The sequence below is a fragment of the Rhodococcus sp. H-CA8f genome (assembly GCF_002501585.1).
Lineage (GTDB): Bacteria > Actinomycetota > Actinomycetes > Mycobacteriales > Mycobacteriaceae > Rhodococcus_F > Rhodococcus_F erythropolis.
The window spans coordinates 239,295-262,283 of sequence record NZ_CP023720.1; the positions used below are offsets into that span (position 1 = coordinate 239,295).

Below are 22,989 nucleotides of genomic sequence, written 5' to 3' on the forward strand. Positions count from 1 at the left end.
GATCACCCTCGCGCGGTCGGAGTCGGGACCGACTCGGAGCGTGCCGGCTCGGTACGAAAATCTGCCGGGTCGACTCGGTAGGTCATGGCCCAGTAGTCGTTGATCCGCCACGGAAGGACCGACACGACGCGACCGTCCGGGTTTCGGTACCAGTTCTCCATTGCCGGATGGGTCCAGACCATCCGTGCGTGCTGTCGGTCGACGGCCTCGTTGTATCGATTGTTGACCTCGGCCCGGCACTCCATCGCGCCGAGGTTTTCCGATTGCATCAACTTCAAGGCATCCATGATGTAGCGGACCTGACATTCCAGGATCGTGATGAAGCTCCCCCCATGTCCCAGGCCGGTGTTCGGTCCGGTCATGACGAAGAAATTGGGGAAGTCAGGAACTGTGATCCCCAGGTAGGCGCGCGCGTCGTGCTCGCCCCAGATTTCTCCGGTGGACCGGCCGGATCGACCGACGATGTCCATCGGGTAAAGAACGCGCACACTGTGGAAACCCGTCGCCATGACAATGACGTCCAGCTGGTGCTCGACGCCGTTCGTGTCGACGAGTCCAGAAGGTGTCAGGGCGTCGACTCCGTGGGGCACCAGTGTGACGTCGGGCTTACGAAGCATCGTGAACCAGCCATTGTCCAGCAGCATTCGCTTACCAAAGGGTGGATAGTCCGGAAGAGATGCCTCGATCAGATCTGTTCGATCACCCAGCTGATCGCGGAGATAGCGTTCGTAGAACTTGCGATGACCATGGTTGGTCGCATTGATCGAGGCGCTCGGCTCTGGCCAGTCGGGGTCGACCTGGAGGGACGAGTACACCTTGTCGTTGAAGATCCACGACAGACGCGCCCGGTACCACTCGCGATAGCCGGGGATGTTGTCCATCAGCCAATGGACGCCGTCGTCGATGGTCGTGAAGTAGTCGTCGTTCGGTGCGATCCACTGTGGTGAGCGCTGGAAGATCGTCAGCGATCCGACACGATCCGCGATGGCCGGGCCGATCTGCATAGCACTGGCTCCGGTACCGACGATGCCCACTCGCTTTCCGCGGAGCGACTCGGGATCGTCGAGCTCGCTCGGCCACTCGGCGGAGTGGAAGAGGCGACCACGGAAGGTCTCGATTCCCGGTAGATGTGGGATCTTCGGACGATTGAGCAGACCGACCGCGCTGATCAGGATGGGAGCCTCGAGGGTCTCCGGCGACTCGCCCGGTCGCTGGACGGACACACGCCAACTCTGTTTCGACTCCTCGAACTCGGCGCGCGTCACCTCATGACGGAAGCGGACATTGCGCCGGATGTCGTTGGCCTCCGCAAAGTCCTCGAGATATCCCTGAACCTCGTCGCGCTTGCCGAAGTGGGTCGACCAGTTACGAGGGAACGACGAGATCGAGTAAAGGTGGCTCGGTGTATCAACTCCGGCGCCCGGATAGCGGTTCTCCCACCATGATCCGCCGACGTCCTCGTTCTTCTCCAGGATCACGTGAGGGATCCCAGCGCGGGTGAGCTCGACGGAGGCCAGCATCCCCGCGATGCCGGCTCCGATCACGATGGCGTGGAGTCGCTCGTCGCACTTGGCGGTGGCAGGCTTGATCTGCGGACCATTGACTATCTCCGCCATCATCGGCGCGAAGTCCGGCGGTACGGTCTCGCTGCAGGTGAAGTTGAGGATTCGCTCTACTTCCGAGCTGTCCAGCGTCCGCCGGGACGGCTCGTCCAGCGTCCACCAGCGTTCCACTGCGTCGATCAACGCGCTTCGGATTTCGGACTGAACCTCGTCCGGAAGTCCTCCCGTGGAATTGTCATCCATGCCCCGACTGCGCGTGGGTTGATAGCGGGGTGCCACCCACCGCTCGTCGGCGGTCAGCTCCAGCAACACGGCGAGCATGGTCGGAACATTGCCCCGTAACACCGCCGAACGCAGGTGGTCACGGTCCAGGTCAGTGACGATAGTCATGCCATGCAGGCTAACAGTCGTTAGCAACACAGCCAAGTGCGATTTTAATATTCCAATTGTTGCTTGAAAACTTCGCTTGACCCGGGGTGATGCCGATGACAGTATGAGCCACATCATACTAACCGCGGTAAGCATTCAGGAAGTTGAGGAACCATGGATCTGTCGACAAGTGTCGAATCGGATGCCACTGATATGCGACGGAGTTCAGGTCCGCTTGTCCGATCCCTCACAGCGACCCAGTCGTCACCGCTAGGGCGAGCGACGTTGGGCGACCAGCTACGCCGCCACTCGCAGAGTCGATACTCGAAGCCGGCGATCGTGTCGTATGCCCCAGGTGGTCGACGCACCGTGACCACCTACGGTGCGCTCAATCAGGATGCCAACCGGGCATCCCACATGTTCCTCGGACTCGGTGTTTCCCGCGGTGACCGGGTCGCCGTGATGGCCCGCAATCGTGTGGAGTCGATAGTCGCCTACTACGGTGCTCTCAAAATAGGGGCGGTGTACTCCGGCATCAATGTCCTTTTCGGACCGAACGAAGTGGCTCAACAGATCGGGCACCTCGAGCCCGCGGTTGTGGTCGTGGCCGCGGAATTCCTGCCGGTACTGGAAGAAGCGCTGGCGGGACTCGGTACCCGCCCCGAAATCGTTGTTCTCGACAGCACGGACGAGTTCGGCGGCCACTGCTTCGATCAACTCCTCGAGTCCTCGTCGCCGACAGAGCCGGATTGTGATGTGGACGAGCACGATCTCGCAATGATCGTGTACACCAGTGGAACCGAGGCGGCTCCGAAGGGCGTCATGCTGCCGCATCGCAACTACCTGGTCTCCACCGCACCCGCGTACACATGGGGACTGCGATGCCTGGACGATGACGTCTGGCTCTACGTCATGCCATTCCACACTATTGCCGGAATCGGCTCCCTGACCTCGCTCCTGCTATTGGGAGCGACGCTCGTGCTCCCGGCCAGCCTCGCGCCTGCCGACGCTTTGCACATGATCAAAACGGAGCAGATCACCGTCCTGGCTCAAACCCCGACCTTCTTCATCTCGCTCGCAGATCATCCTGACTTCGGTCCTGAGACTGTCGGGACCATCCAGCGCTGCCTGACCTACGGAGGTCAGGTCTCGCCGCGAACGGTGGACGCATGGCACCACGCGGCGCCCGCATCGGTGTGGGGCACCTACTGGGGTCAGTCCGAGTTGACGCAGTTGGGCTCCGTCGGCTGGTTCAAGCGACTCGAGGACATTCCCGATCAGGATCCGACCTGGATCGGCAAGCCTGTAGGCCATCTCGAGGTCAAGGTGGTCGATGCCGACGGAAATGAAGCAGAGCGAGGTGAACTCCTCTGTCGCACGCCGTCGGTGATGCTGGGTTACTACAAGGATCCCGAGAAGACCGCCGCTGTCCTCGACGGTGGTTGGGTCCACACCGGCGACATCGTACGTCGCGATTCGGAGGGCAACATGTTCTTCCTCGATCGCAGCAAGGACATGATCAAGACGGGCGGCTACAACGTGTCCTCGCAGGAGGTCGAGCGAGTACTACAAGCCCACCCCGAGGTGTCGCGCGCCGCCGTCGTGGGACTTCCGGACGCCTACTGGTCCGAGGCGGTCACCGGCTTCGTCATCGTCGTAGACGGCAGCGATCTCACCGGCCAGGAGTTGCGAGACCACTGCAAGGCCGTGCTCGCAGGCTATAAGGTTCCAAAGGCGATCACGATTGTGGACGAGCTGCCCACGGACCCTCAGGGGAAGCTGCTCAAGAGAGAACTACGCCGCCTGTATGCAAAGGACTGAAACGCTGAACATCGATCCTGCCAGCAGCGCGACACCCGGATCCGGTCGACCACGGCTTGAAGGTCTTCCAAGCAGACGTGACGACATACTGGCCGCGGCGGCCGAATACTTCGCTGATCAGGGCTACCACTCGGCCGGTATGCGTGGCATCGCAGATTCGGTGGGAATCAAGGGCGCGAGCCTCTACAACCACTTCACCTCGAAAGAGGAGATCCTCTACGCGATCGCGCTCAAGATGACCCGGGACCCGGTCGACGAGCATTTACTCGTCCTCGACGAACCTGGAACACCGGCCGAGCGTCTCACCTCGCTGATCGATGTTCATCTGCGGCATCTAGCGATGAACAGGGTCGAGCATCTGGTCAGCCTACGAGAGATCTCGGCGCTTACCGACGAACACCGTATGAGGGTGCTCGAGTACCGCAAGTACTACCAGAGGCGTGTGCGCGATGTGATTGCTGCCGGTGTCCGCGCCGGAGAGTTCGAAATCGCCGACCCACAACGTGCGGCTGTTGCGGTGCTCGACCTCATGAATGGTGTGAGCTGGTGGCTTCGAGACGACCACGATATCGAGGCGCTGGTGGCAACCTACGTGGATTACATCGTCGTCGGAATTCTCCGTCACCGTCCCGGAACGCAGAGTGGTAACGGCGGTACGCCCAGCTGACGGTGACGGCCGTTCAGCTCGAAAACAGGTGATCCCCCTCCACCCGACGTGGAGGGGGATCACTTGTTTTCGGGCTCGATCAGAGTGCCCGCCGCAACAAAGGAACCAAAGCGTCCGGATTCGCAATGGGGTTCGGGTTGGTCCCGCACCAGATGTCCTTGAACGTGTACGTAGCCAGACTGGGGAGGTCGTTTTCGGTCAGCCCGACTTCTCCCAGCGATCTCGGCATGCCGAGCCGCCGGATGAGCGAGTCCGCCAACTCGTGAGCGGGCGTTTGCGGCGCACCCAAGGACGCACTGATCAGCGCCTGGCGATGCTCGTTGACCTCGCAGTTGTACTCGAGTGCGAAAGGCGCCATGACACACGAGGTGTACCCGTGCGGGACGTTGAACGAGCCGCCGAGTGCATGCCCGACGGCATGGCTGACGCCCATGTCGAGGCCTGCGACGATCGCGACCATTGACGACCATGCACCGACCTGGCACATCAGCCGCGCATCCACGTCGTCGGTGTTCTCCTTCACTCGGACGAGTCCTTCGGAGAGCAGTCGTATGGCGTTCATCGCCATCCCGTCGTAGTACCCGTTCGATTCGAGCGAGCCCAGGGTCTCGAAGGCGTGGTCCAGTGCGCGAACCCCGGTCGACAGCCACAGCCACTCCGGCGTGTGCAGCGTGAGTGCAGGATCGAGGATGACAGCCTTCGGGGTCATCGCCGGATGCAAGTAACCCTCTTTGACGTTGCTCTTCTCATCCGTCGACCCGGCCAACGCGTTGAACTCACCTCCCGCCAGGGTCGTGGGCGCCACCACTACCGGGATCTTCGGGGCGGAGAAGGTGGGGGCGGTCACCGATGTGTCGGGATTGACCTGCAGGTGGTAGGCGTCCATTTGCGATGCCTCGCGAACTCCGTGCTCCAGAGTGATTGCAAGGATCTTCGCCAGGTCCGTCGCCGATCCGCCGCCCACGCACAACAGCATGTCCGGATCGGCGTCGGCAGCAACTCGGGTGGCAGCAATGACGTCTTCGCGCGGTACATGGGGTCGAACCGCATCGAACAGTCCCACGAATCGATCACCCAGTGCCTCGATCACCCGAGCGATCTCGTCGGTCTGCGAGTTGAGCGTCCCGCTACATACGACGAAGACGCGGGTCGCCCCGAGCAATTCTGCTTCCTGGGCTGCGGCCTCCGCGACCGGAGCGCCAATGCGGACTCTCTCCATGGACGGCAGAGAGACAAGTGATGACTGCACGGCAATACCATCTTTCTTTCTTGATCCTCAATCCACCACGACGTCGTCAAGAGCGCTCAGCTCTCCCTCGGTCTGTTCAGGAGTGGGATAGAGCGTGGATCCGGCGCTGGGAAATGTCTCGCACCCCGTCGCAGGCTAACAGTGGTTACCCTATAGGAGATTTGTGGCGCACGCCACAATCGATTGTGTGCTTGGCTGGCGAAACCATGGGGCGAGGTGAGTTCATGGGAGACATTGCAGGCTTGATCTGCACCTATCTATCAATCCCCACGGCTTAGATGAAGAGCGCTGTTGCATCTCCAGTGCCAGACAAGGATCGGTTACGGTGGATTCGATCCGCAAATTATCGAACTACCTAACCGCTGGTTGTCTGTTTCTGGAACCAGTTGCGTGATGGCGCGAGGGTTGAGTACTGGGATGATGTAGCCATCACTGACACTCTGGTGACGGACGCCGAATCCAGTGCGGCACCCTTCCCAACACTCAGGTGCATGGTGTCGACGGCGCGACATGCATCGACTTCGCCGTGGAGAAGCGCCTCGAACTTTCCTTGGTCGGAACAGCGGCACTGAGGTGAACAATTATCGCGAGGCGTGCCGCGGGTCGATCCGGCTGCAAAGGGACTTGGCATATCGGGGACGAAGGTTTCTTCTTCCGAGATTCACTCCGCCGAAGCTGACCATTGCAGTCGGTCCGGCAAAGTTAGTCGAGACCCTCGGCTTCTGCTGGGGCTTCGAGACTGGGCATACTCACGGTAAATCCGCTGCCGCCGCACGACGCGAACTGTTTCTTCGACTGGATGGACCGTCAGCTAGAGGACATGATTTTCGGGGTTCGATTACGTCCGTATCGAAAGGAGGTGCTGCGTTGTCTGCGTGAGCAAGGGGGCACCGAAGAGCAGAGCACGATGATGTTGCGTCACTTCGGTTCTAAGAGCGCGGTGCCACATCGGCAACCGCCCTTCTGCTTGCCGCGCCACACTCGCCGGAGGCTCTGGTTGTGTCACTCGCCCTCGATCAATGGATCTTCCAGTTCGAGAAGCGCGACCTCGTCCGGATGCAAGTTCTCGTTCGGATCCACGGATCGGGTCAACCGGTCGTTCGGACCCAATTCGTCTGGCACCTGGATGATCTGAAGACCTCGTGCCAAGATCTCGACTCGTCCACGGTTCTCGTTGCTCGTGATATCTGCTGCGAAAGCAGCAGCTACGGCGTCGCGTGCCAGAGCCTCCGCCAGGTCCCAATCATGGATGTAATCCTCGACCGAAAGGTTCGCTTCTCGCCGGCTCAGCGCGGCCGAAGTGCATCCTTGAAAGTAGAGAGCGACCAACTCCTGAGCGCCGTCCCACTCCGCCTCCAGGCCGAGGGCTACCGTGTTCTCCCGCAACGCGGATCGAAGGTCGAGCGCGTCAGCTGCTCTCATCGGGGGTGACGCGCGCACCTTGCTCACGTACTCCTCGAACCCGATCGCGGCGACAGTCCCGACGACATCGATTACTGCGGGCCAATTCGGCCCCAGATGGCTGGCGAGGTCGACGTCCGTGATGGTTGTCGACTCGATGTGCCGGACAAGCGAATCGAGCGAACGATCTGCGTCGTCGTAGAGTCCATCTCGTTGCGCCTGACGAAGCCACTCCGCTTCTGCGACTATCGCATCTCCGGGAATCGAACCGGCGTTCTCGAAAGCTTCATCAATGGATAGCTCAGTACCGACAGCGACTTGGGGCCCCCAAGCCGCTCCGTTGACTCGCAAGAGCTGCGCAGCAGTCTGTACCACGTTCGTCAAACGAACCGACGCGTCAGAAGAGCGACGCAACGTAGCTACATCGGGCCTCGACGGGATGGGTTCACACGCTGGATTGTGCCGTCCACGTTCCGCTTTCGTGATGGTCTCTTCGATATTCGCAGAGGATGGGCGTGCAGCGAAGATCTTCGATACACCGATAGCACCAGCAGTAGCCACAGCGATGATCAATCCCGCTGCAACGAATTTCGCCCTCCGGGTCGGTACCGCATGCATGCTCTTGATTCCCCTTCTGTGTGCCCCGGACGATGCGAGCGAAATATCGGATTCTATCGCGAACGCTATCGGGCGCGTGAGACTTCAGTGTTCGGTCAAGCGCAAGATTGTTGCGGGGATCGGGGCGCCATAGGGAGTAGGTGCCTTGAAAGGGTTGCCAGACGACTTCGACGATCGCACAGTCGGGACGGGCACGCCGGGCTCTCGTCCTTGCTGTAAGTCGAAGCCAAGAAATGTCGGTGGACGTAATGGGGGAGCTGCTGCGGGCCGACGGTGATGTTTTGGTAGCCCCATGGCCACAACGTCGAGTAGATCGTGTTCGGTGCCGATCGAAATCCTTGCGGTCGTCACTCTGATGACCCCAAGCAATTCGGAGTACACCTCCTTTCCTCGTCCTGGCGTCAATGATCGTCGGGATGCATCCGAAACGATCGAGCGGCGATGGCAAGCCGCGAGGCGATCTGGAAGAGCTCACCGTCACCGCACGACGCATCGAGGACGAGGTATCGGCGGCACGCGGGTCGACGAGCGCAACGGCAGGGGCATTCGCGAAGAACTGGCCGACGGTAGCGCCCAGTGGGTTCGGACGTAGTCAGGCGCTGACAGGATCCAGGAGGCCGGTAAGCCGTCCGGCAATCAGTGCTTCGGCCTCTGTGACAATTCGTTCCACCAATTCACCCACAGTGGGGACGTCGTGAATCAGTCCTTGCACAGTCCCCGCCGTCCAGATGCCAGCCTCCGGGTCGCCGCTGTCGAACACCGCTCTGCCCCGCGCACCGGCAACAAGATGTCGAACGTCTTCGAAATTGCCGCCACTGGAGAGAATTTCGATAACTTCTAGGCTGATGCTGTTGCGTGCTACGCGAGCGGTATTGCGCAGTGACCTGAAAATCAGTTCCGTGTCGACCTCCGAGGCAGCGACTATCGCCTGCTTGATGTTGTGGTGAATCGGGGACTCCTCGGTACACATGAACCGAGTGCCCATGTTGATGCCGTCGGCGCCGAGCGCGAGGGCCGCCACTAATCCTCGCCCATCGGCAAATCCACCGGACGCGATCATGGGAATGCTGATCCGCTCTGCTGCTGCAGCGATGAGGACGAGACCCGGTACGTCGTCTTCCCCTGGATGCCCGGCACATTCGAACCCGTCGATGCTGATGCCGTCGACGCCGAGGGCTTGGGCTTTGACCGCGTGGCGGACGCTGGTGCACTTGTGGAGAACCTTGATGCCGGCGGCGTGAAAGTGCGGCAGATGGGGTGCGGGAGATGATCCGGCTGTCTCGACGACTTTGACTCCGCAGTCGATGATCACGTTGCGATACTCATCGTAGGGCGGAGGTGTGATCGTCGGGAGGATGGTGAGGTTGACCCCGAAAGGTTGATCGGTGAGCTCGCGCGTTCGGGATATTTCTCGGGCAAGATCGTCAGGTGTCGGCTGTGTCAGAGCAGTGAGCATGCCGAGCGCGCCGGCGTTTGCAACTGCCGCTACGAGTTCTGCTCTCCCCACCCACTGCATGCCGCCCTGGACGATGGGGTGACGAACTCCGAACGTCTCGGTAAATGCGGTTGTCAGCACTGGACATCTCCTCGATGATGCATGGATATCGGTTTGTCAGTTACGTTGTTGCCAAGTGGTTTTCGGCCAGAGTGACGCATTCAGCCCATCGACGACGCCCACTCGTTCAAGGCCGGGACCTGCGAGGGATCAGTTCGTGCCATCGGAGGTTCGGCGCGATAGGGCATGGCAGGCGTCAAATATTGCTCGCCACGTTCGTTGGTGCCGGGGATGAAGGTACGGTTCGCAATCACATCGTCGGCGCAGATTACCTGGTCGTAGTCACGCACAAGCGCTGCAACCACTCCGGCTGCGGTGAGATGCTCTACCGCCTCAGCGGCGCTGCGGTGGCACAGCTGCTTCTCGATCGTGGCGACGAGGACTGCACGGTTTTCCACGCGCAGTGTGTTGGTAGAGAACCGCGGGTCGTCGGCCAACTCTGGTAAGTCGATCGCCTTGCACAGTTCGATCCAGGCTCGTGGTTGGTAGCCGCTGATCACCAGCTCGCCATCGACGGCACGAAAGACGTCTGCGGCAGGTGCGACGCTTGGTTGTCCGTTCCCTTTGCGGCTCATAGACTTTCCTGATACTTGCCACTCGATCCAGTTGGCGGTCTGCAAGTGGATTGCGACGTCGAGCAGGGAAACTCGGACAGAGGAGCCCTTGCCGGTGCGATCGCGCCGCAGTAGCGCTGCCAGTACCGCTTGGGCGACGACGTAGCTCGTTGCATGATCTATGACCGGTGCGCCCACACGCTGTGGCGGGCCCTCCGCCTCACCCGTCACCGACATCAGTCCGCTCTCTGCTTGCGCAGCGATGTCGAGCCCGGCGCGGGTGGCGGACGGGCCCTCCGCCCCGTACCCGCTCACCGATACGCTGATGATTTCCGGTCGCAGACGTTGGAGTTCGGCAGAGGAGAATCCCAGTCGATCAAGCGTTCCCGGGCGCAGATTGTGCAGCAAGATGTCGCTCGACGCGATCAAATCCCGAGCTCGCTGCAGATCGGCGGAGTCTTTGAGGTCGAGGCAGATTGAACGCTTTCCACGGTTGTACCCGTAGAAGATGCCGCGTGCGTAATCGGCGTCGATTTGTCGGGCCGGTTCACCGCCAGGGGGCTCGAGCTTGATGACCTCGGCGCCGAGATCGGACAACTGCTGCCCGGCGCTGGGTATTGCGATCAGTTGACCGATCTCCACTACTCGGACACCTGCCAACGGCAGGTCTACTTCGTGGGTCATCGAATGATCTCCACATGAGGCGAAGTGACATCCTCAGCAGGTTCCAGGCAGCGCGCCAACAGGATGCCTTCGGTGTGGTTGCAGGGGTTCAATCGATTTCTGTCACCTTCTGCTCCCCCGATGCGGATTGTCACGGTTCCATCGTCATTGCGCTCGAAGTGTGCGTCGTTGAGGTTGACGGTGTGGTCGCGGTACTCGAAGGACTCGAACCAGTGGTTGTACAGCATCACTCCGAAGTAGGTGCAGTCGGGGATGGTGAACGTAATGTCTACGGCAGTAGCGTCTTTCAGTGACCACCAGCCGGCAATGTATTGGTTGGAGCTGGTGCCGTAGAAGTCTCCCCACCCTCGTTGCTCCGAGGTCACGCGAATCTCGTTGGGAGACTGACTGAGTGTTTCGATGAGCTGAAGACTGCGTCGAAGGCTCACGTCCATGCCACGAGCAAGTTTCGTGAGGCGCTGGGCCAGCCACGCCGTGTCGAGTTCGGGGCGTGCACCAGGCGGCGGACCGAGGCGCTCGATGTGGAGAACGGGATCGATCTCCGCGTTACGCGTCTTGTGATACACACGCACTACAACGTCGAAGCAGCGCTCATCCAGCCGAATGCCGCTGCGCCCCTCCAGCTCTTGTGCGACGAAGATCTCGAAGTTGCCGTCCGCGTCACACACCTTGTCGTCGATGACGATGTTGTCGGCGACCCGGTCGGTCCCAGACGCACCGACGCGATTGGCGAGGACGGCGACGTACGGCACTGTGCCACGGTTACCGTGAATACGGTATGTCTCGTTGGGGTCGATCATCGCAGTCCAGTAGTCGACGTCGATGCCGTCTCCCCAGAACTTTCGCATCGGTGACATCAGAGTGAAGAGTTCAGGTCGGAGCACGTCTTGGCGTTCGATATTCATCTCGGCGAGGTATCCGAACAGGCGAAGTGCGTGCCGTACGCCTTCGGCGCTGTCCAGCGGCGATCCTGTGGCGGCAGCTGTCGAACCGAATGTCGCAAGACTGTCGGTGACTGCAGACCAAGCCTCGGTGAGCTGCCGGCGATCGTGCTGGGACTCGGATTGTGTTGACTGGTCAGCGAGTTGTGTCATCGTTTCTTCTCTTTCGTAGTAGACGAACTGGATTGTGTATGGGGGGCGTTGGTCAGCAGAGGGGGTCGAAAGGGACGTCTGCGTCGGACTTGCCCGAGGTCTGGTTGTTCACCCATGCGACGTTCTGGGTCCATCGGTCGGCTGAAATCTCGACCGGCCAGAGGGTCTTCTGCGAAGCCCACACCTGGTTGGCTTTGTCAGCAGGAACATTCATTCGCTCGGTGAGAAGTTGAGCTCCTGCTTGCTCGTTCGCGGGATCGGCTATCCACCCTGCTGCGGCCTCGAGCGCCGCACAAACGGGGGCAGCAGCATCGGATTCAGCGAATGTGGCTGTCGTGACGAGCACCGTGCCCAGGCCGTATGAACTCACGCCCTCAGAGCCCACCGGGTCTACTTCTGTAATCGCCGTCATCGGTATTCCTTGAGCATCGAATACGGCTTGGCTGGCAGCGGTGAGAACGGCGGCATCGATGTCGCCCTTTCGCGCGAGTGGTATCTGACTCGCGGTGGGTGCCGCTGCGATGAATTGCACCGTGGATGCGTCGATGTTTCGTTCTGCGAGAAGCTGATTGACGAATTGCTCGGCCGCGCCGCCACGTGACGGTATGGCGATCCGCTTGCCGGGCAAATCCTCGATGGTGGTGATGCCGCTGTCTTTCGTCACGGCGATGGCAAGATCGATCGACCCGTACGGGGACAGTGGCCGCAGACTCTGCCCTTGCTCTATGGCCGGCACGACGGTTCCGGGTGCACCGACCGCGAGATCGGTTGTGCCGCCGATGAGACCGCTGATGAGTTCGGGCCCGTTCTTTCCGTCGATGAGCTCGACGTGGAGGCCTTCCTTGTCGAACATTCCTTGTTGGACGGCGACGTAGACAGGTAGGGACAAAGCACTCGCAGGGTAGACCCCGATGGCGACGCTACCGTCGTTCGGACGCCCTCCCCCTCCACACGCGGAAAGCAGTAGGGACGCTGCAATGACTGTGCCGACAAAAGGTCGAAGTTTCATGGGATTCCTGTTCCTTGATGGCTGGGCGCATCAGAAATCAAGCTGAGTTGGCTGGCACATCAGTAATCAAGCTGAGTTGGCTGGGCACATCAGTGGTCGAGCTGACCACGCAGCCGGTTGAAGATTTCGATGTATCGAGGTTCGGCGGTGAGGGTTTCGAGTTCGCGGGGGCGTTCGATGTCAATGGAGACGTCGTCGATCACCCGGCCGGCCCCGAGCAGCAGAACGCGGTCGGAGAGACAGATGGCTTCGCCGAGGTCGTGGGTTACGAAGATGACCGTCCGGCCTACCTGGGATTGCCAAAGCTCGAGGAATTCTCGCTGTACTTCGACTCGGGTCTGCGCATCGAGGGCGGCAAACGGTTCGTCCATCAACAAGATGTCCGGATCCAGAGCCCACGTTCGGGCCAACGCGACACGCTGGCGCATCCCTTGGGAGAGTTGCCAAGTCCACAGCCGTGACGCCTCGGACATTTGAACGGCCGCAAGCCAGCGCGCGGATTGAGTTCGTCTCTCCGCCTTGGGTACTCCCCTCAATTCGAGACCGTACTCCACATTCTTCTGCGCTGTTCGCCACGGGAACAGCGCATCTCGGGCCATCATGAAGCCCATCCGAGAACGAGCGTCGAATGGCGTTGTGCCGAGGACCTCGGTCTTCCCTTCTGTTGCGTCCACCAATCCAGCGAGCGCGTTGAGCAGGGTGGTCTTGCCGCAACCACTCCTGCCGACCAGGCTCACGAACTGTCCGCGAGGGATTGTGAGGTCGAGATTATCGACCACAGTTTTCGCCGACCCGTCGGGCGAGGGGAAGGATATCGTCAGTCCGTCGAGTTGGACTGCGGGTGTAATCACGTTGGTATCCATGATGATTCCTGTCATCGTCGAGCCGGGGGCTGCCACCGAAGGAGGTAGCGCTCGGCGAAGTTCATGGCCTGGTTGAGGACGACTGCGACGATTGCGAGAAGTATGAGGATCGCGTAGACCGCTTCCATCCGGAACTGGGCCGAGTAGATCGACACAAGCTGGCCCAGCCCGTCCCGTGACGAGATCAGTTCAGAACCCACGACGCCAAGCAGTGAATAGATCAGCCCCAACCGAAGACCGGCAAAAATGCCAGGTGTCGCGACGGGGAGGAGAATGTGCCAGAACACCTGTGTCTTACTGGCATTCAGGACAGTGGAAAGTCGGAGCCATTCGTCGTCCACTGACTTCACACCGGCTCGTGCACTCGAGCAGACGATGAAGAAGACGAGTGTGAACGCGAGAGCGACCTTTGCCGTCATCGTGATCCCGAAGATGACGATAAGCAGAGGTGCCAGCGCAAGACGTGGCATGGCATTCGCCGCATCCAGAAACGGACTCATGATGCGTTCGAGGGTCGGAAGTAGTCCGAGAGAGAGCCCTACCGCCACCCCGACCGCGCTAGCGAGGATCCAAGCGATCACGACGGCAGCCATCGTGGCACGCAAGTTCGTCGAAATCTCCCCCGACTGCACTGCTGCGGTGAAGTAGTTCCAGGCTTCTCCTGGCGTTTTGGCCAGAACTGGTTCGATCCAACCTTGCGATGCGACGAGCTGCCACGCTCCGAGTAGGACCAAAAGCAGTGCGGCCTGGGCCAGTCGTACCCCGATGGTGCGTCGCGTGCCGGATCGACGCTGTCGAGCGGGCTTCGGCTCAGAGCGTGCCCGACTCGCGGAACGGGGTGACGTAGCACCGGATGGCGAACTTGCGGTGATGGTTTCGGTCATTTCGGCGCCTTCTCCGTAGTGCTCACAGGCGGCGATAGGTGCTCGACAAAAGCAGACGGGTGCGTCTGGTCGAAGCTCCCCGGGTTGTTGCTCACTGCGTTCATATGTGAAGCAGATCACGGGATTCTTCTTCCCGTCTACGCCACATTCGAGAGGTATGCCATAGGGTTTACCTATGGCTGACGGGCGCAGAATCGGGCGCGCACGCGGACTTCCATGAGAAGGGAATCCCAATGGACCGGCGTCATCTGGAATACTTTCTCGCCCTTGCTGATCGGGGCAGCATTTCCGCTGCTGCTCGCGGACTGGGGGTCAGCCAGCCGACAATCTCGGAGGCTCTCGCCAGAATGGAGAAAGAGTGCGGCCTGACGCTCGTCCGCCGTGGCTCGCGGGGAGTCACCCTGACCGACGCTGGACGCGATCTGACAGGTCCGGCGGCCCAAGTACTTCGGGCATACCGGGATTTGGATCACGCTTTGCATCCATTGAACGTCGTGCAGCGGGGTCGGCTGACGGTCGTATGTCCGCGAACATTGGCGCGTGATCCGGCGGCCACGGCCCTCGGTGCGTTCAAAAGCAAGTTTCCCAATGTTGCGGTGACGATGCTCAGCAACGACACCGACGGAATCGGAACGGTGGTCGCCTCGGGTCAGGCTGATATCGGCCTTGGGGTGGACGAGGTGTTCGACGAGGGTGTTGAACGTATCCTTCTCGGCCGGCAACAAATCGTTGCGCTGGTGCCCGCCGCACGAATTGAAGGCGAGGGGGTAGCGGCGTTGACGGATCTGTTGCGAATCGGATTGATCACCAGCCCGCGTGACGATGTCACTCGGCGACTGTTGGCGGAACGCCTGGGCGAAGGCACTGTGGACGGGGCGGTGGTTGCGGAGACTATCTCTGTGGCCTCGATGATCCCACTTGTACGCGCGGGAGTCGGCGTCGCCTTCCTTCCCGAATCTGTCGCCGATACAGTCGGAGAAGGTGTGGTGCTGTGTCGTACTCGGCCCCCGCTCACTCGTGATATCTGGATGTTCCACGGTTCGACGCCATCGCCTGCGGCACAAGCGTTTATCGAGACGACCAGCCGATTACGTGACGAAGGTGGAATGGGGAACGCCGGATGAGCAACTTCGGAGAGTCCGCGCCCCCGCGAATCGATCCGCGGCAGCTACAAGACTTCCTCGCGGTCGTCGAACACGGCAGTATCACGGCAGCAGCGGCAAACCAGTTCACAGGAACATCGAGCGTCTCTCAATCAATTGCGCGACTCGAAAGACGCGTCGGAGGACGGCTTTTCAATCGGGGCCGGGCCGGCGCGACGCTGACTGCGCGCGGACGGAATCTCATCGATCCAGCACGCGAAGCGCTGGCCGCGCTCGACCGATTAGTGGTCGAGCGCGAGTTCTTACTGTCAGCAGTCCCCCACCTCAGTGTTGCCACGACAGCGAGCCTTGCGGACGATCCCACAGCGGTGCTGCTCGGAGCGCTGCGCACGGAGGTGCCGAACCTGAGAATCACCATCTCGGTTCCGCCGGGGTCATCTGTGGCCGATGCGATTCACCCGGTCATGGCCGGCACCGCTGACGTGGCAATAATGGAGTCGCCGCCCACCGGCGTTCCCGGGACTCGAATGGTGCGCCTTCCGGACCACAAGTTGCGCCTTGTCTGCCCGCCCGGCACCCCGCCACCGGTGGACGGGGTATTCATCGGCGAGGACCTCATGCGCATCGGCTTGGTCGTCGCACCGCGGTTTGAAACTTCCGATGTCTATCGCCATCTGCGGTCGATCGAACCGCGAATCGACCACGCCTTCGTGATGAGGTCACAGCATCGCGATGCCTTCGCGGATTTCGCATACGAAGGGATCGGTGCTGTCATCCTCGAACTCTCCAGTGCTGAGCGAGCATCCGAACGGGGCTGCACTGTGGGTGAGATACTCGAACTGCCGCCACGGAAGATCGCAGCCGTGGCAAAGGACGGCCAGAACACGCAGGTCGTCGAACATTTCCTACGGCTGTGTGCCGAGCAATCCGCGCGGAAGCCGTAGGCCGAGGCGATCTCGACTTTGCGCTCTGGGTATTCGCGTCGGCCGGGCGTCCACCGAGAACGATGATTTTTGTCTACAGACACAACACTTCTGGGATAGTCCGTTTCCTGGGACAAAGCCGACGGGTTGCCTTCCCGTGAATATGTAATACACGTCACTCCGGATCAACTTCGAAAGGTTGACTTTCATGCGAAAGTCTCTGAAACATTTCGTGAATGCTGCAGCGGCGGTTGCGTTGTGCGCGACGCTAGGACTCACGGGCGCAACCGGAACAGCGGCTGCCGATGCGCCCGGCATCCCGAGCGTCGGGCACGATTGGGCGAGTGCAGGGCCGTACACGCCGAACGTCTCGATCGGGCTGGTGCACACTCTGTACTACCCGCGCCAGCTCGGCGCGCGCGGCGAGAAGCACCCTGTTGTGATCTGGGGGAACGGGACCGGTGTGCTCCCAGGTGCGTACACCTCCTTGTTGCGCCACTACGCCAGCCACGGATTCATCGTGGTCGCCGCCAATACACCGGCAAGCAACTTCGCCATCACCATGCGGTCGGGAATCGACCTCATCGCGGACAAGGCGGCCAGCCCGTCGAGCGTCTTCTTCGGCAAAGTCGACCTGGAACACATTGGTGCGGTGGGGCACTCGCAGGGCGGGTCTGCGGCGATCAATGCGGCGATCGACGACCGCGTCGACACTGCCGTCGCGATCCAGCCTGGCCCGCTCAATGATGTCGACCTCATCGACGAGCCGGTTCTCTATCTGGCCGGCCAGGCCGACGCGATCGTTTGGCCGGCGATCGTGCGGGCGATGTACGAGGACGCAGACCACGTGCCTGCCGAGTATCTGGAACTGCGCGGTGCCACGCACTTCGGTACGGCGATCAACGGCGGCGATATGCGCGGGCCGAGCACGGCGTGGCTGCGGTACTGGCTACTCGACGATCCGAACGCCCGCACCGAGTTCTTCGGAGCGAGCTGTGGATACTGCACTGACACCCAGCAGTTCTCCGACTTCGACCGCAACGATCTGGCCATGCAGATCCCGGGGTGACGGTCAGATCTGGAGTTGCCGAAGACGAACAGCCTTCCAATCAGGTCGGCGGAGTCGCAAAGCTCAGATGACGACGTAGCCGTACATCCGTTCGCCCTGAGCCACAGCTCTGGTCGCTAGTTCGGCGAAGGCGGTCAGGAACGGCACTGAGTCCTCCGACGGTTTACTCGTCTCGTCGATCGACCAGGCCGCCGCAGTGGCGGCGACACCTTCAGCGTTCAATTCCGCTAGGGCATCGCGTAATTCGTCGGTAACCGTGAGCACGAGGGTGTCGCCGTCGTCGCTCATTGCGACGAGTTTCCCGCAGCGTGGACCCTTGGCGACCTCGTTGTAGGGGCGAGCGGTGAGGGCTGCTTCCAGTCGGCCGAGCGCGACAACTGGATCGACGCCTTTCGCCTGCAGAACTGGAGTCCCATCCGCAGCCAACTGAATCCGCGGGCGAGAGGCATCGTTCGCCTCGATCACCGCTGGTTCCAAGTCGACGAGTCCCTCGAGGGCGGAGGTGGCGTGCTCATCCGTGCGCGCGGTGAAGTAGTCGGTGATCGCAGACATGGCGCGATCATCCCACACACGATGCATCCCCACGTCCCGGAGTCCTTCCGCGACTTGACTGATCACCGTCAGGCGGAACCGGTGTGTGCTTCCTCGATCGCTTTCGCGAAAGCGCGGAGTCGTGGGCTTTCGAGATCGGTACGCCACACGAGGCCCAAAGCAGATTCGGGTAATCCGTTGATCGGTACGAATGTGATGTCCGAGCGCTGGCTGTATGTAGCGGTTGCCGCGCACAGGATGAGGCCGACCTGACTGAATGCGACCTGCGACAGGCCTTCCTGAACGGTGCTCGCCCCACCCTGCGTGGGAATCGTGGCTCCGCCCGGCGTCGTGCTCGGGGAATTCACACGCTGCCAATAGTCGGGGGCGGGGCCGGTGATGGGTACGAGACAGATCTGCGCCAACTGCTCGGCGTCGATCACGTCCAGTTCACTGAACGGGTGATGGACTGAGACGGCCAGCGTCTGGGGCTGTCGAGAAAAGACGAGCCCGGTTGTCAGCTCGGGCTCATCTACGGGGAGAAGTGCCACTGCCGCATCGATTCGCCCGGCGAGTACATCACTGAACGGATCACCCAGGGGTAATTCTTTGATGGTCACGCAAGTTTGCGGATGTTGTATCTCGAAACGAGAGACAGCAGCCGCGATCGAATCGTAAATTGCTCCTTGGAAACCCACCCGAAGCGGCGTCGGCATGTTGCGTGCTCTTGACTGAGCGTCCTCGATTACTCCGACAAGCGCACGATGCGCGGGAGCCAACGACGCAAGAAACTCGGCACCGAATTCAGTCAGGTGTACGCGGCGACTGGTGCGCGCCACCAGGCTGGTGCCGATACGACGCTCCAACCCGCTGATCAGCTGACTGACTCGGCCCTGGGAGATGAACAGTCGTTCGCCGGTGCGACCGAAGTGCAGTTCTTCAGCGAGAACGAGGAAACACTCGATCTCACGCATCGGAGGCTCCGACATTTTCACTCCGACCTTCGACTCATTCGACCACTCCATCATGGCTCATCGATGAATTGAGCTAATGGTTGGATGAGCGATTCGCCGTTGATCCTTGGGCGTGCGGGAGCTTCTCTGGTTACATGCCACATTCCGCGCCCGGGCAGAACAGCCCCGCGCCCACGTCCTCAACCCACGCACACACCATCGAGAACCACTGGGCTGCGGTCGCCCTGATCGCAGCGTCCACCTTCATCGTTGTCGCGGCAGAGATGATGCCGGTCGGGCTACTCACCCCGATCGGTGCTGACCTGGTGGAAAGCGAAGGGACCATCGGGCTCTCACTGGCCATTACCGGGTTGGTGGCAGCGGCCACTGCCCCGTTCGTGCCCATCGTGACCCGGCGCTTCGATCGTCGGTCGACGCTTATCGTCCTGATGTTTGTAGTCGCAGCGGCGAACGCCCTCACGGCTCTCGCACCAAGCTTCGCTGTCCTCGCTGGTGCTCGCGTCCTACTCGGTGTGAGCATGGGCGGAGTCTGGGCACTCGCCGCCAGCCTGGCACCCAAATTGGTGGGTTCCAGATCCGTCGGGTTGGCGACCACGATCATCTTCAGCGGAATCGCGGTTGCCTCAGTTCTCGGTGTCCCTGCGGGAACGTATATCGGAGCAGCGGCCGGGTGGAGCGTGGCATTCTGGACTCTCAGCTGCGCCGCGACGCTGATCGCGCTCGCCATGTTCGCTGTCCTACCCGTGATGCCAGCTGATCAAGCTTTGTCGCTCGGCAGTCTCGTGGTGGCTTTTCGGAACCCGGGAGTCCGGGTCGGAATCGCGATTACCGCGCTTATCGTCACCGCTCATTTCGCGGCGTACACCTATGTGCGTCCGGGGCTGGAGTTCTTCGCAGGATTGCACCCTGCTCAGATCGGCACGATGCTCTTGATCTACGGGGCTCTGGGCGTTGTAGGCAACTTCATAGCCGGGCCATCTGCCACCAAGTCTCCGAAGACTGTGGTCGTCATCCTCAGCGCGGGAGTAGCGATCACCCTTGCCCTGTTCCCGATCTCGGCTACCACCTTGATCACAGCTGCTCTGCTCATGGCGGCTTGGGGCCTCTTCTACGGTGGTGTATCGGTGAGTACTCAAACATGGATCGCACAAGCAGCTCCCGTTCACCGAGAGGCCGCTGCGGCTCTGTGGGTTGCAGTCTTCAATGCAAGCATCGCCCTGGGCGCGTTCGCGGGTGGACGCATTCATGACCACTCCGGTTCCGAAACGGTCTTCTGGATAGCCGCGGGAATCGCCACTCTCGCCATGCTGCTCGCCACATTCCGCAATCCCGTCGTGGCAAAGCACGAACTGACAACCTAGCCGCCTACACAAAACCTTCATAGAGGCAGGACCACAGATATGCACCAGACACCCGTTTCGACATTCATGGATGTGACCGAGATGCTCGAACGCTACCGGGACAAATCGCTGTCTCCGGTGGAAGTGCTCGAGTCCACCATCGAACGTATCGAGGCGCTCAACCCGACCTTGAATGCAGTGGGACACACTTTCTTCGATGCGGCACGGGCGCAAGCGAAGTCAGCGGAATGCCACTATTTACGCGGCTCGGATGACAGCCTCCCGCTCGCGGGTGTTCCCGTTGTGGTGAAAGAGGATGAACCGGTGCAAGGTCAACCGTGGACTCAAGGGTCCAAGGTCTGTGAGGACTTGATCGCCACCCACACTTCGACTTTCGTGCAGCGGATCGTCGACGCCGGTGCCATTGTCCACGCGCGATCGACGGCGCCGGAATTCTCCTCGGCCGCGTTCACACAGTCCGAGTTGTGGGGCGTCACTCGCAATCCGTGGAACACGAAATACTCCTCCGGCGGGTCTTCCGGTGGATCGGCAGTCGCACTTGCCACCGGTATGACGCACTTGGCTACCGGTTCCGATGTTGCAGGATCGATCCGAACTCCGTCGTCACTCAACGGAATTGTCGGGTTCAAGCCACCGCACGGCCGTGTCCCCGTCGATCCGCCCTTCAATCTCGATCGCTACTGCCACTGCGGTCCGATGGCTCGCACCGTAAGTGATTGCCTCACACTGCAGTCGGTCATCGCGGGACCGACCTCCACTGACATTGCCTCGCATGTACCGGCATCGCCGCTGTCCGGCCTCGCAACGCATTCGTTGACAGGAATGCGTATCGCCGTGATCCCCGCGTTGGGTGACTGGCCGGTTGATCCGGACGTTGCCGCCAACACCGCCAAGTTGGTGGACACCCTTACTGCGCTGGGCGCACGCGCGGAGATCATCGAAGTCGACCTGTCACGCGCTGCAATCATGCGTGCGGCCGCCATTCACTACGATCACGTGTTCGGTGCATCGATCTCCGCCGAAGCGTCCGCGCACCCCGACAAGGTCACGGAGTACGCGAAGGAATTCGCGCGATGGGCACGCCGCACCCGTGGTGACGCGACTTTCCTCGACGGACTCGCGATCGAAGCCGAACTGTATTCGTCGATCGGATCCCTGTTCGACACCTATGACGCGTTGATCACTCCGGCAGTGGTGACGGAGGGCTTTCTTGCCGGCGACGACTACGTCGGGCACGGAATCAATGTGGCTGGAACAGAATTGGAGTTCTACCTCGAGGCTGTCCCGGCCATCACCTTCAACATCCTGAGCAGCTGCCCGGTGCTGACGATCCCCACCGGTTTCGCTCGGAACGGAATCCCCACCGGTACACAGATAGTCACGCGGCCGTACGACGACCACACGGCCTTTGTGATAGGGCTCGCCCTCGAGAAGGTCCTGCCGTATCCGAATGAGCATCCAGACTGCTTCGCGACCCCGCGGGAATCGCTCGGCGTTTGAGACTCGCTCTGGTGAAGGGTTGACCAGAATGTAGTTAGGTGCCATATTAGTTGCATGGCAGTGGACGGAACCGATCACGACTCACCCACGTTGGATCAGGCGCGGCGGCAGTTGGAGCATTACGGCCTCGGGTCCGATCCGCAGGCGGTGCTGGTTGCGGTGCGGCTGATCTCGGCGGGCGCGCGGCTCGGTCGAGCAACCGAGGTTCACTTCGCGAGGTATGGACTGTCGACCGGCCGTTACCGATTGCTTGCGGATCTGGAAGACCACGACGGGGAGAAATCTCCCTCGCGACTGGCCGCTGATCTCGGCGTCTCGCGAGCCACGGTGACCGGGCTGGTCGATGGCCTCGAGCAGGAGGGTTTGGTCGCTCGGCGTCCGTCTGCGGAGGACGGGCGTGGTGCGGTGGTCGTCCTGACTGCTCGCGGCGCTCAGCGTTTACGTGACATGGCGCCCGAACACTTTGCTCGTCTCGAGGAAATGGTCGACGAGCTCACTGTCGACGAGCGTGCGGTTTTTCTGGATCTGCTCTCGCGGGTCGTTCGCGGTATCGGTGCGCTGACTGCGGAGTAGTCGGCTGGGATTCCAGGCATTCGTGTAGCGATTCGAATCGTCGTCAATTCTCGACAAAGGCTTCTCTCTCCATGCCCAAATAGTTAGCCACCTAATTAAAATCGGAAAGTTGGTCTCCTTCATGTCCGGACTCACCCCGCCGATCCGTCGCGAAAACAAAAGGGAGATAACCGATTCCAATCGACGCGTCCCGGTTGCCGATCGTCGCGGCGCGCGACCTTTCACCCTGTGGAGAGAGGTGCTGGTCGCCTACCTTGCCCCTGCGCTGATGGCGGGTGCGGGCGGAGTCGCATCCGGCCAATCGGGCCTCACGATGGCGGCATTTACGTCCATTGCGGGCACGTCGGCAGTGGTGGCGTTGCTGATCGGCTCCTGGCTGCAGCGTCGCGGGAGGTCACGGCCGTGGACCACGGCTCTGCCTCGCGTCATGGTGACGGCAATTCTTGCCGTCGGAGCCGCTGCAATTGCAGGCCTCGTCGGGTGGTTCGCCTCCCGTTGGCTACCAGCTCACACGAGCGTGGTCGACACTGCTTGGCTTGCTCGCCTGCAACTCGATCTACCGATATCTGCCGCTGTCGCTGCCGTCATCGTCAGCTGGCGATGGCGCCGTCAGAATCCCTGACAG

20 protein-coding genes are annotated in these 22,989 nt (G+C 61.1%); 9 read left to right on the plus strand and 11 right to left on the minus strand.

Translation table 11 applies throughout. The features are described from left to right. Positions 1-2: 2 nt before the first annotated feature. Positions 3-1,952, minus strand: a complete 1,950-nt coding sequence (locus CPI83_RS01095) for an NAD(P)/FAD-dependent oxidoreductase (RefSeq protein WP_021333232.1) — start codon at positions 1,950-1,952, stop codon at positions 3-5. A gap of 192 nt (positions 1,953-2,144) precedes the next feature. Between CPI83_RS01095 and CPI83_RS01100 the strand changes: the two genes are divergently transcribed. Together CPI83_RS01100 and CPI83_RS01105 are read left to right on the plus strand one after the other, a co-directional pair. Further along, positions 2,145-3,752, plus strand: a complete 1,608-nt coding sequence (locus tag CPI83_RS01100) for a class I adenylate-forming enzyme family protein (protein WP_031331410.1) — start codon at positions 2,145-2,147, stop codon at positions 3,750-3,752. Beyond that, positions 3,739-4,419 (plus strand): TetR/AcrR family transcriptional regulator, encoded by a 681-nt coding sequence (locus CPI83_RS01105; RefSeq protein WP_069145298.1) that lies wholly within the window; start codon positions 3,739-3,741, stop codon positions 4,417-4,419. Before CPI83_RS01100 ends, CPI83_RS01105 begins: the two co-directional genes overlap by 14 nt. 79 nt (positions 4,420-4,498) lie before the next feature. Here CPI83_RS01105 and CPI83_RS01110 read toward each other — a convergent pair whose 3' ends face one another. The 8 genes from CPI83_RS01110 to CPI83_RS01150 form a co-directional block, all read right to left on the minus strand. Beyond that, positions 4,499-5,668, minus strand: coding sequence for an iron-containing alcohol dehydrogenase (locus CPI83_RS01110; RefSeq protein ID WP_097386653.1), 1,170 nt, complete (start codon positions 5,666-5,668; stop codon positions 4,499-4,501). A 1,002-nt stretch (positions 5,669-6,670) separates the two neighbouring features. Continuing rightward, on the minus strand, positions 6,671-7,444 hold the full coding sequence (locus tag CPI83_RS01115; protein ID WP_021333236.1) for a hypothetical protein: 774 nt from the start codon (positions 7,442-7,444) through the stop codon (positions 6,671-6,673). Between the two features lie 835 nt (positions 7,445-8,279). Further along, the gene (locus CPI83_RS01125) at positions 8,280-9,263 is read right to left on the minus strand and encodes a nitronate monooxygenase family protein (RefSeq protein WP_021333239.1); all 984 of its coding nucleotides are present in this window, start codon (positions 9,261-9,263) and stop codon (positions 8,280-8,282) included. A gap of 80 nt (positions 9,264-9,343) precedes the next feature. Beyond that, entirely contained in the window at positions 9,344-10,480 is a 1,137-nt protein-coding gene (locus CPI83_RS01130) for a CoA transferase (RefSeq protein WP_021333240.1), read from the minus strand. After that, positions 10,477-11,574, minus strand: a complete 1,098-nt coding sequence (locus CPI83_RS01135; RefSeq protein WP_021333241.1) for a hypothetical protein — start codon at positions 11,572-11,574, stop codon at positions 10,477-10,479. The genes CPI83_RS01130 and CPI83_RS01135 overlap by 4 nt, the downstream gene beginning before the upstream one ends. A gap of 52 nt (positions 11,575-11,626) precedes the next feature. Then, entirely contained in the window at positions 11,627-12,583 is a 957-nt protein-coding gene (locus CPI83_RS01140) for an ABC transporter substrate-binding protein (RefSeq protein WP_031331416.1), read from the minus strand. 89 nt (positions 12,584-12,672) lie between these two features. Next, complete coding sequence (locus tag CPI83_RS01145) at positions 12,673-13,446, minus strand: ABC transporter ATP-binding protein (protein WP_020971337.1); 774 nt, start codon at positions 13,444-13,446, stop codon at positions 12,673-12,675. Positions 13,447-13,457: 11 nt separating this feature from the next. Continuing rightward, positions 13,458-14,330 (minus strand): ABC transporter permease, encoded by an 873-nt coding sequence (locus tag CPI83_RS01150; RefSeq protein WP_021333244.1) that lies wholly within the window; start codon positions 14,328-14,330, stop codon positions 13,458-13,460. A gap of 233 nt (positions 14,331-14,563) precedes the next feature. Between CPI83_RS01150 and CPI83_RS01155 the strand changes: the two genes are divergently transcribed. From CPI83_RS01155 to CPI83_RS01165, 3 genes are all read left to right on the plus strand, one after another. Further along, complete coding sequence (locus tag CPI83_RS01155; RefSeq protein WP_097386654.1) at positions 14,564-15,454, plus strand: LysR family transcriptional regulator; 891 nt, start codon at positions 14,564-14,566, stop codon at positions 15,452-15,454. Then, entirely contained in the window at positions 15,451-16,377 is a 927-nt protein-coding gene (locus CPI83_RS01160; RefSeq protein WP_021333246.1) for a LysR family transcriptional regulator, read from the plus strand. The genes CPI83_RS01155 and CPI83_RS01160 overlap by 4 nt, the downstream gene beginning before the upstream one ends. A 187-nt stretch (positions 16,378-16,564) precedes the next feature. Next, positions 16,565-17,425 carry an alpha/beta hydrolase gene (locus tag CPI83_RS01165; RefSeq protein ID WP_007735589.1) on the plus strand — a complete coding sequence of 287 codons (861 nt, stop codon included), beginning with the start codon at positions 16,565-16,567 and terminating at the stop codon, positions 17,423-17,425. A 63-nt stretch (positions 17,426-17,488) separates the two neighbouring features. On the opposite strand, the gene CPI83_RS01170 is transcribed toward CPI83_RS01165, so the two are convergent. After that, positions 17,489-17,977 carry a hypothetical protein gene (locus CPI83_RS01170; protein ID WP_031331420.1) on the minus strand — a complete coding sequence of 163 codons (489 nt, stop codon included), beginning with the start codon at positions 17,975-17,977 and terminating at the stop codon, positions 17,489-17,491. Between the two features lie 68 nt (positions 17,978-18,045). After that, the gene (locus CPI83_RS01175) at positions 18,046-18,945 is read right to left on the minus strand and encodes a LysR family transcriptional regulator (protein WP_031331422.1); all 900 of its coding nucleotides are present in this window, start codon (positions 18,943-18,945) and stop codon (positions 18,046-18,048) included. A gap of 119 nt (positions 18,946-19,064) precedes the next feature. Between CPI83_RS01175 and CPI83_RS01180 the strand changes: the two genes are divergently transcribed. The 4 genes from CPI83_RS01180 (at position 19,065) to CPI83_RS01195 (ending at position 22,986) form a co-directional block, all read left to right on the plus strand. Continuing rightward, entirely contained in the window at positions 19,065-20,291 is a 1,227-nt protein-coding gene (locus tag CPI83_RS01180) for an MFS transporter (protein ID WP_021333249.1), read from the plus strand. Between the two features lie 39 nt (positions 20,292-20,330). Beyond that, on the plus strand, positions 20,331-21,791 hold the full coding sequence (locus CPI83_RS01185; protein ID WP_097386655.1) for an amidase: 1,461 nt from the start codon (positions 20,331-20,333) through the stop codon (positions 21,789-21,791). 54 nt (positions 21,792-21,845) lie between these two features. Further along, positions 21,846-22,364, plus strand: a complete 519-nt coding sequence (locus CPI83_RS01190; protein WP_003943230.1) for a MarR family transcriptional regulator — start codon at positions 21,846-21,848, stop codon at positions 22,362-22,364. A gap of 121 nt (positions 22,365-22,485) precedes the next feature. Further along, positions 22,486-22,986: a hypothetical protein gene (locus CPI83_RS01195; protein ID WP_021333251.1), complete on the plus strand. Its 501-nt coding sequence runs from the start codon at positions 22,486-22,488 to the stop codon at positions 22,984-22,986. Positions 22,987-22,989 lie beyond the last annotated feature (3 nt).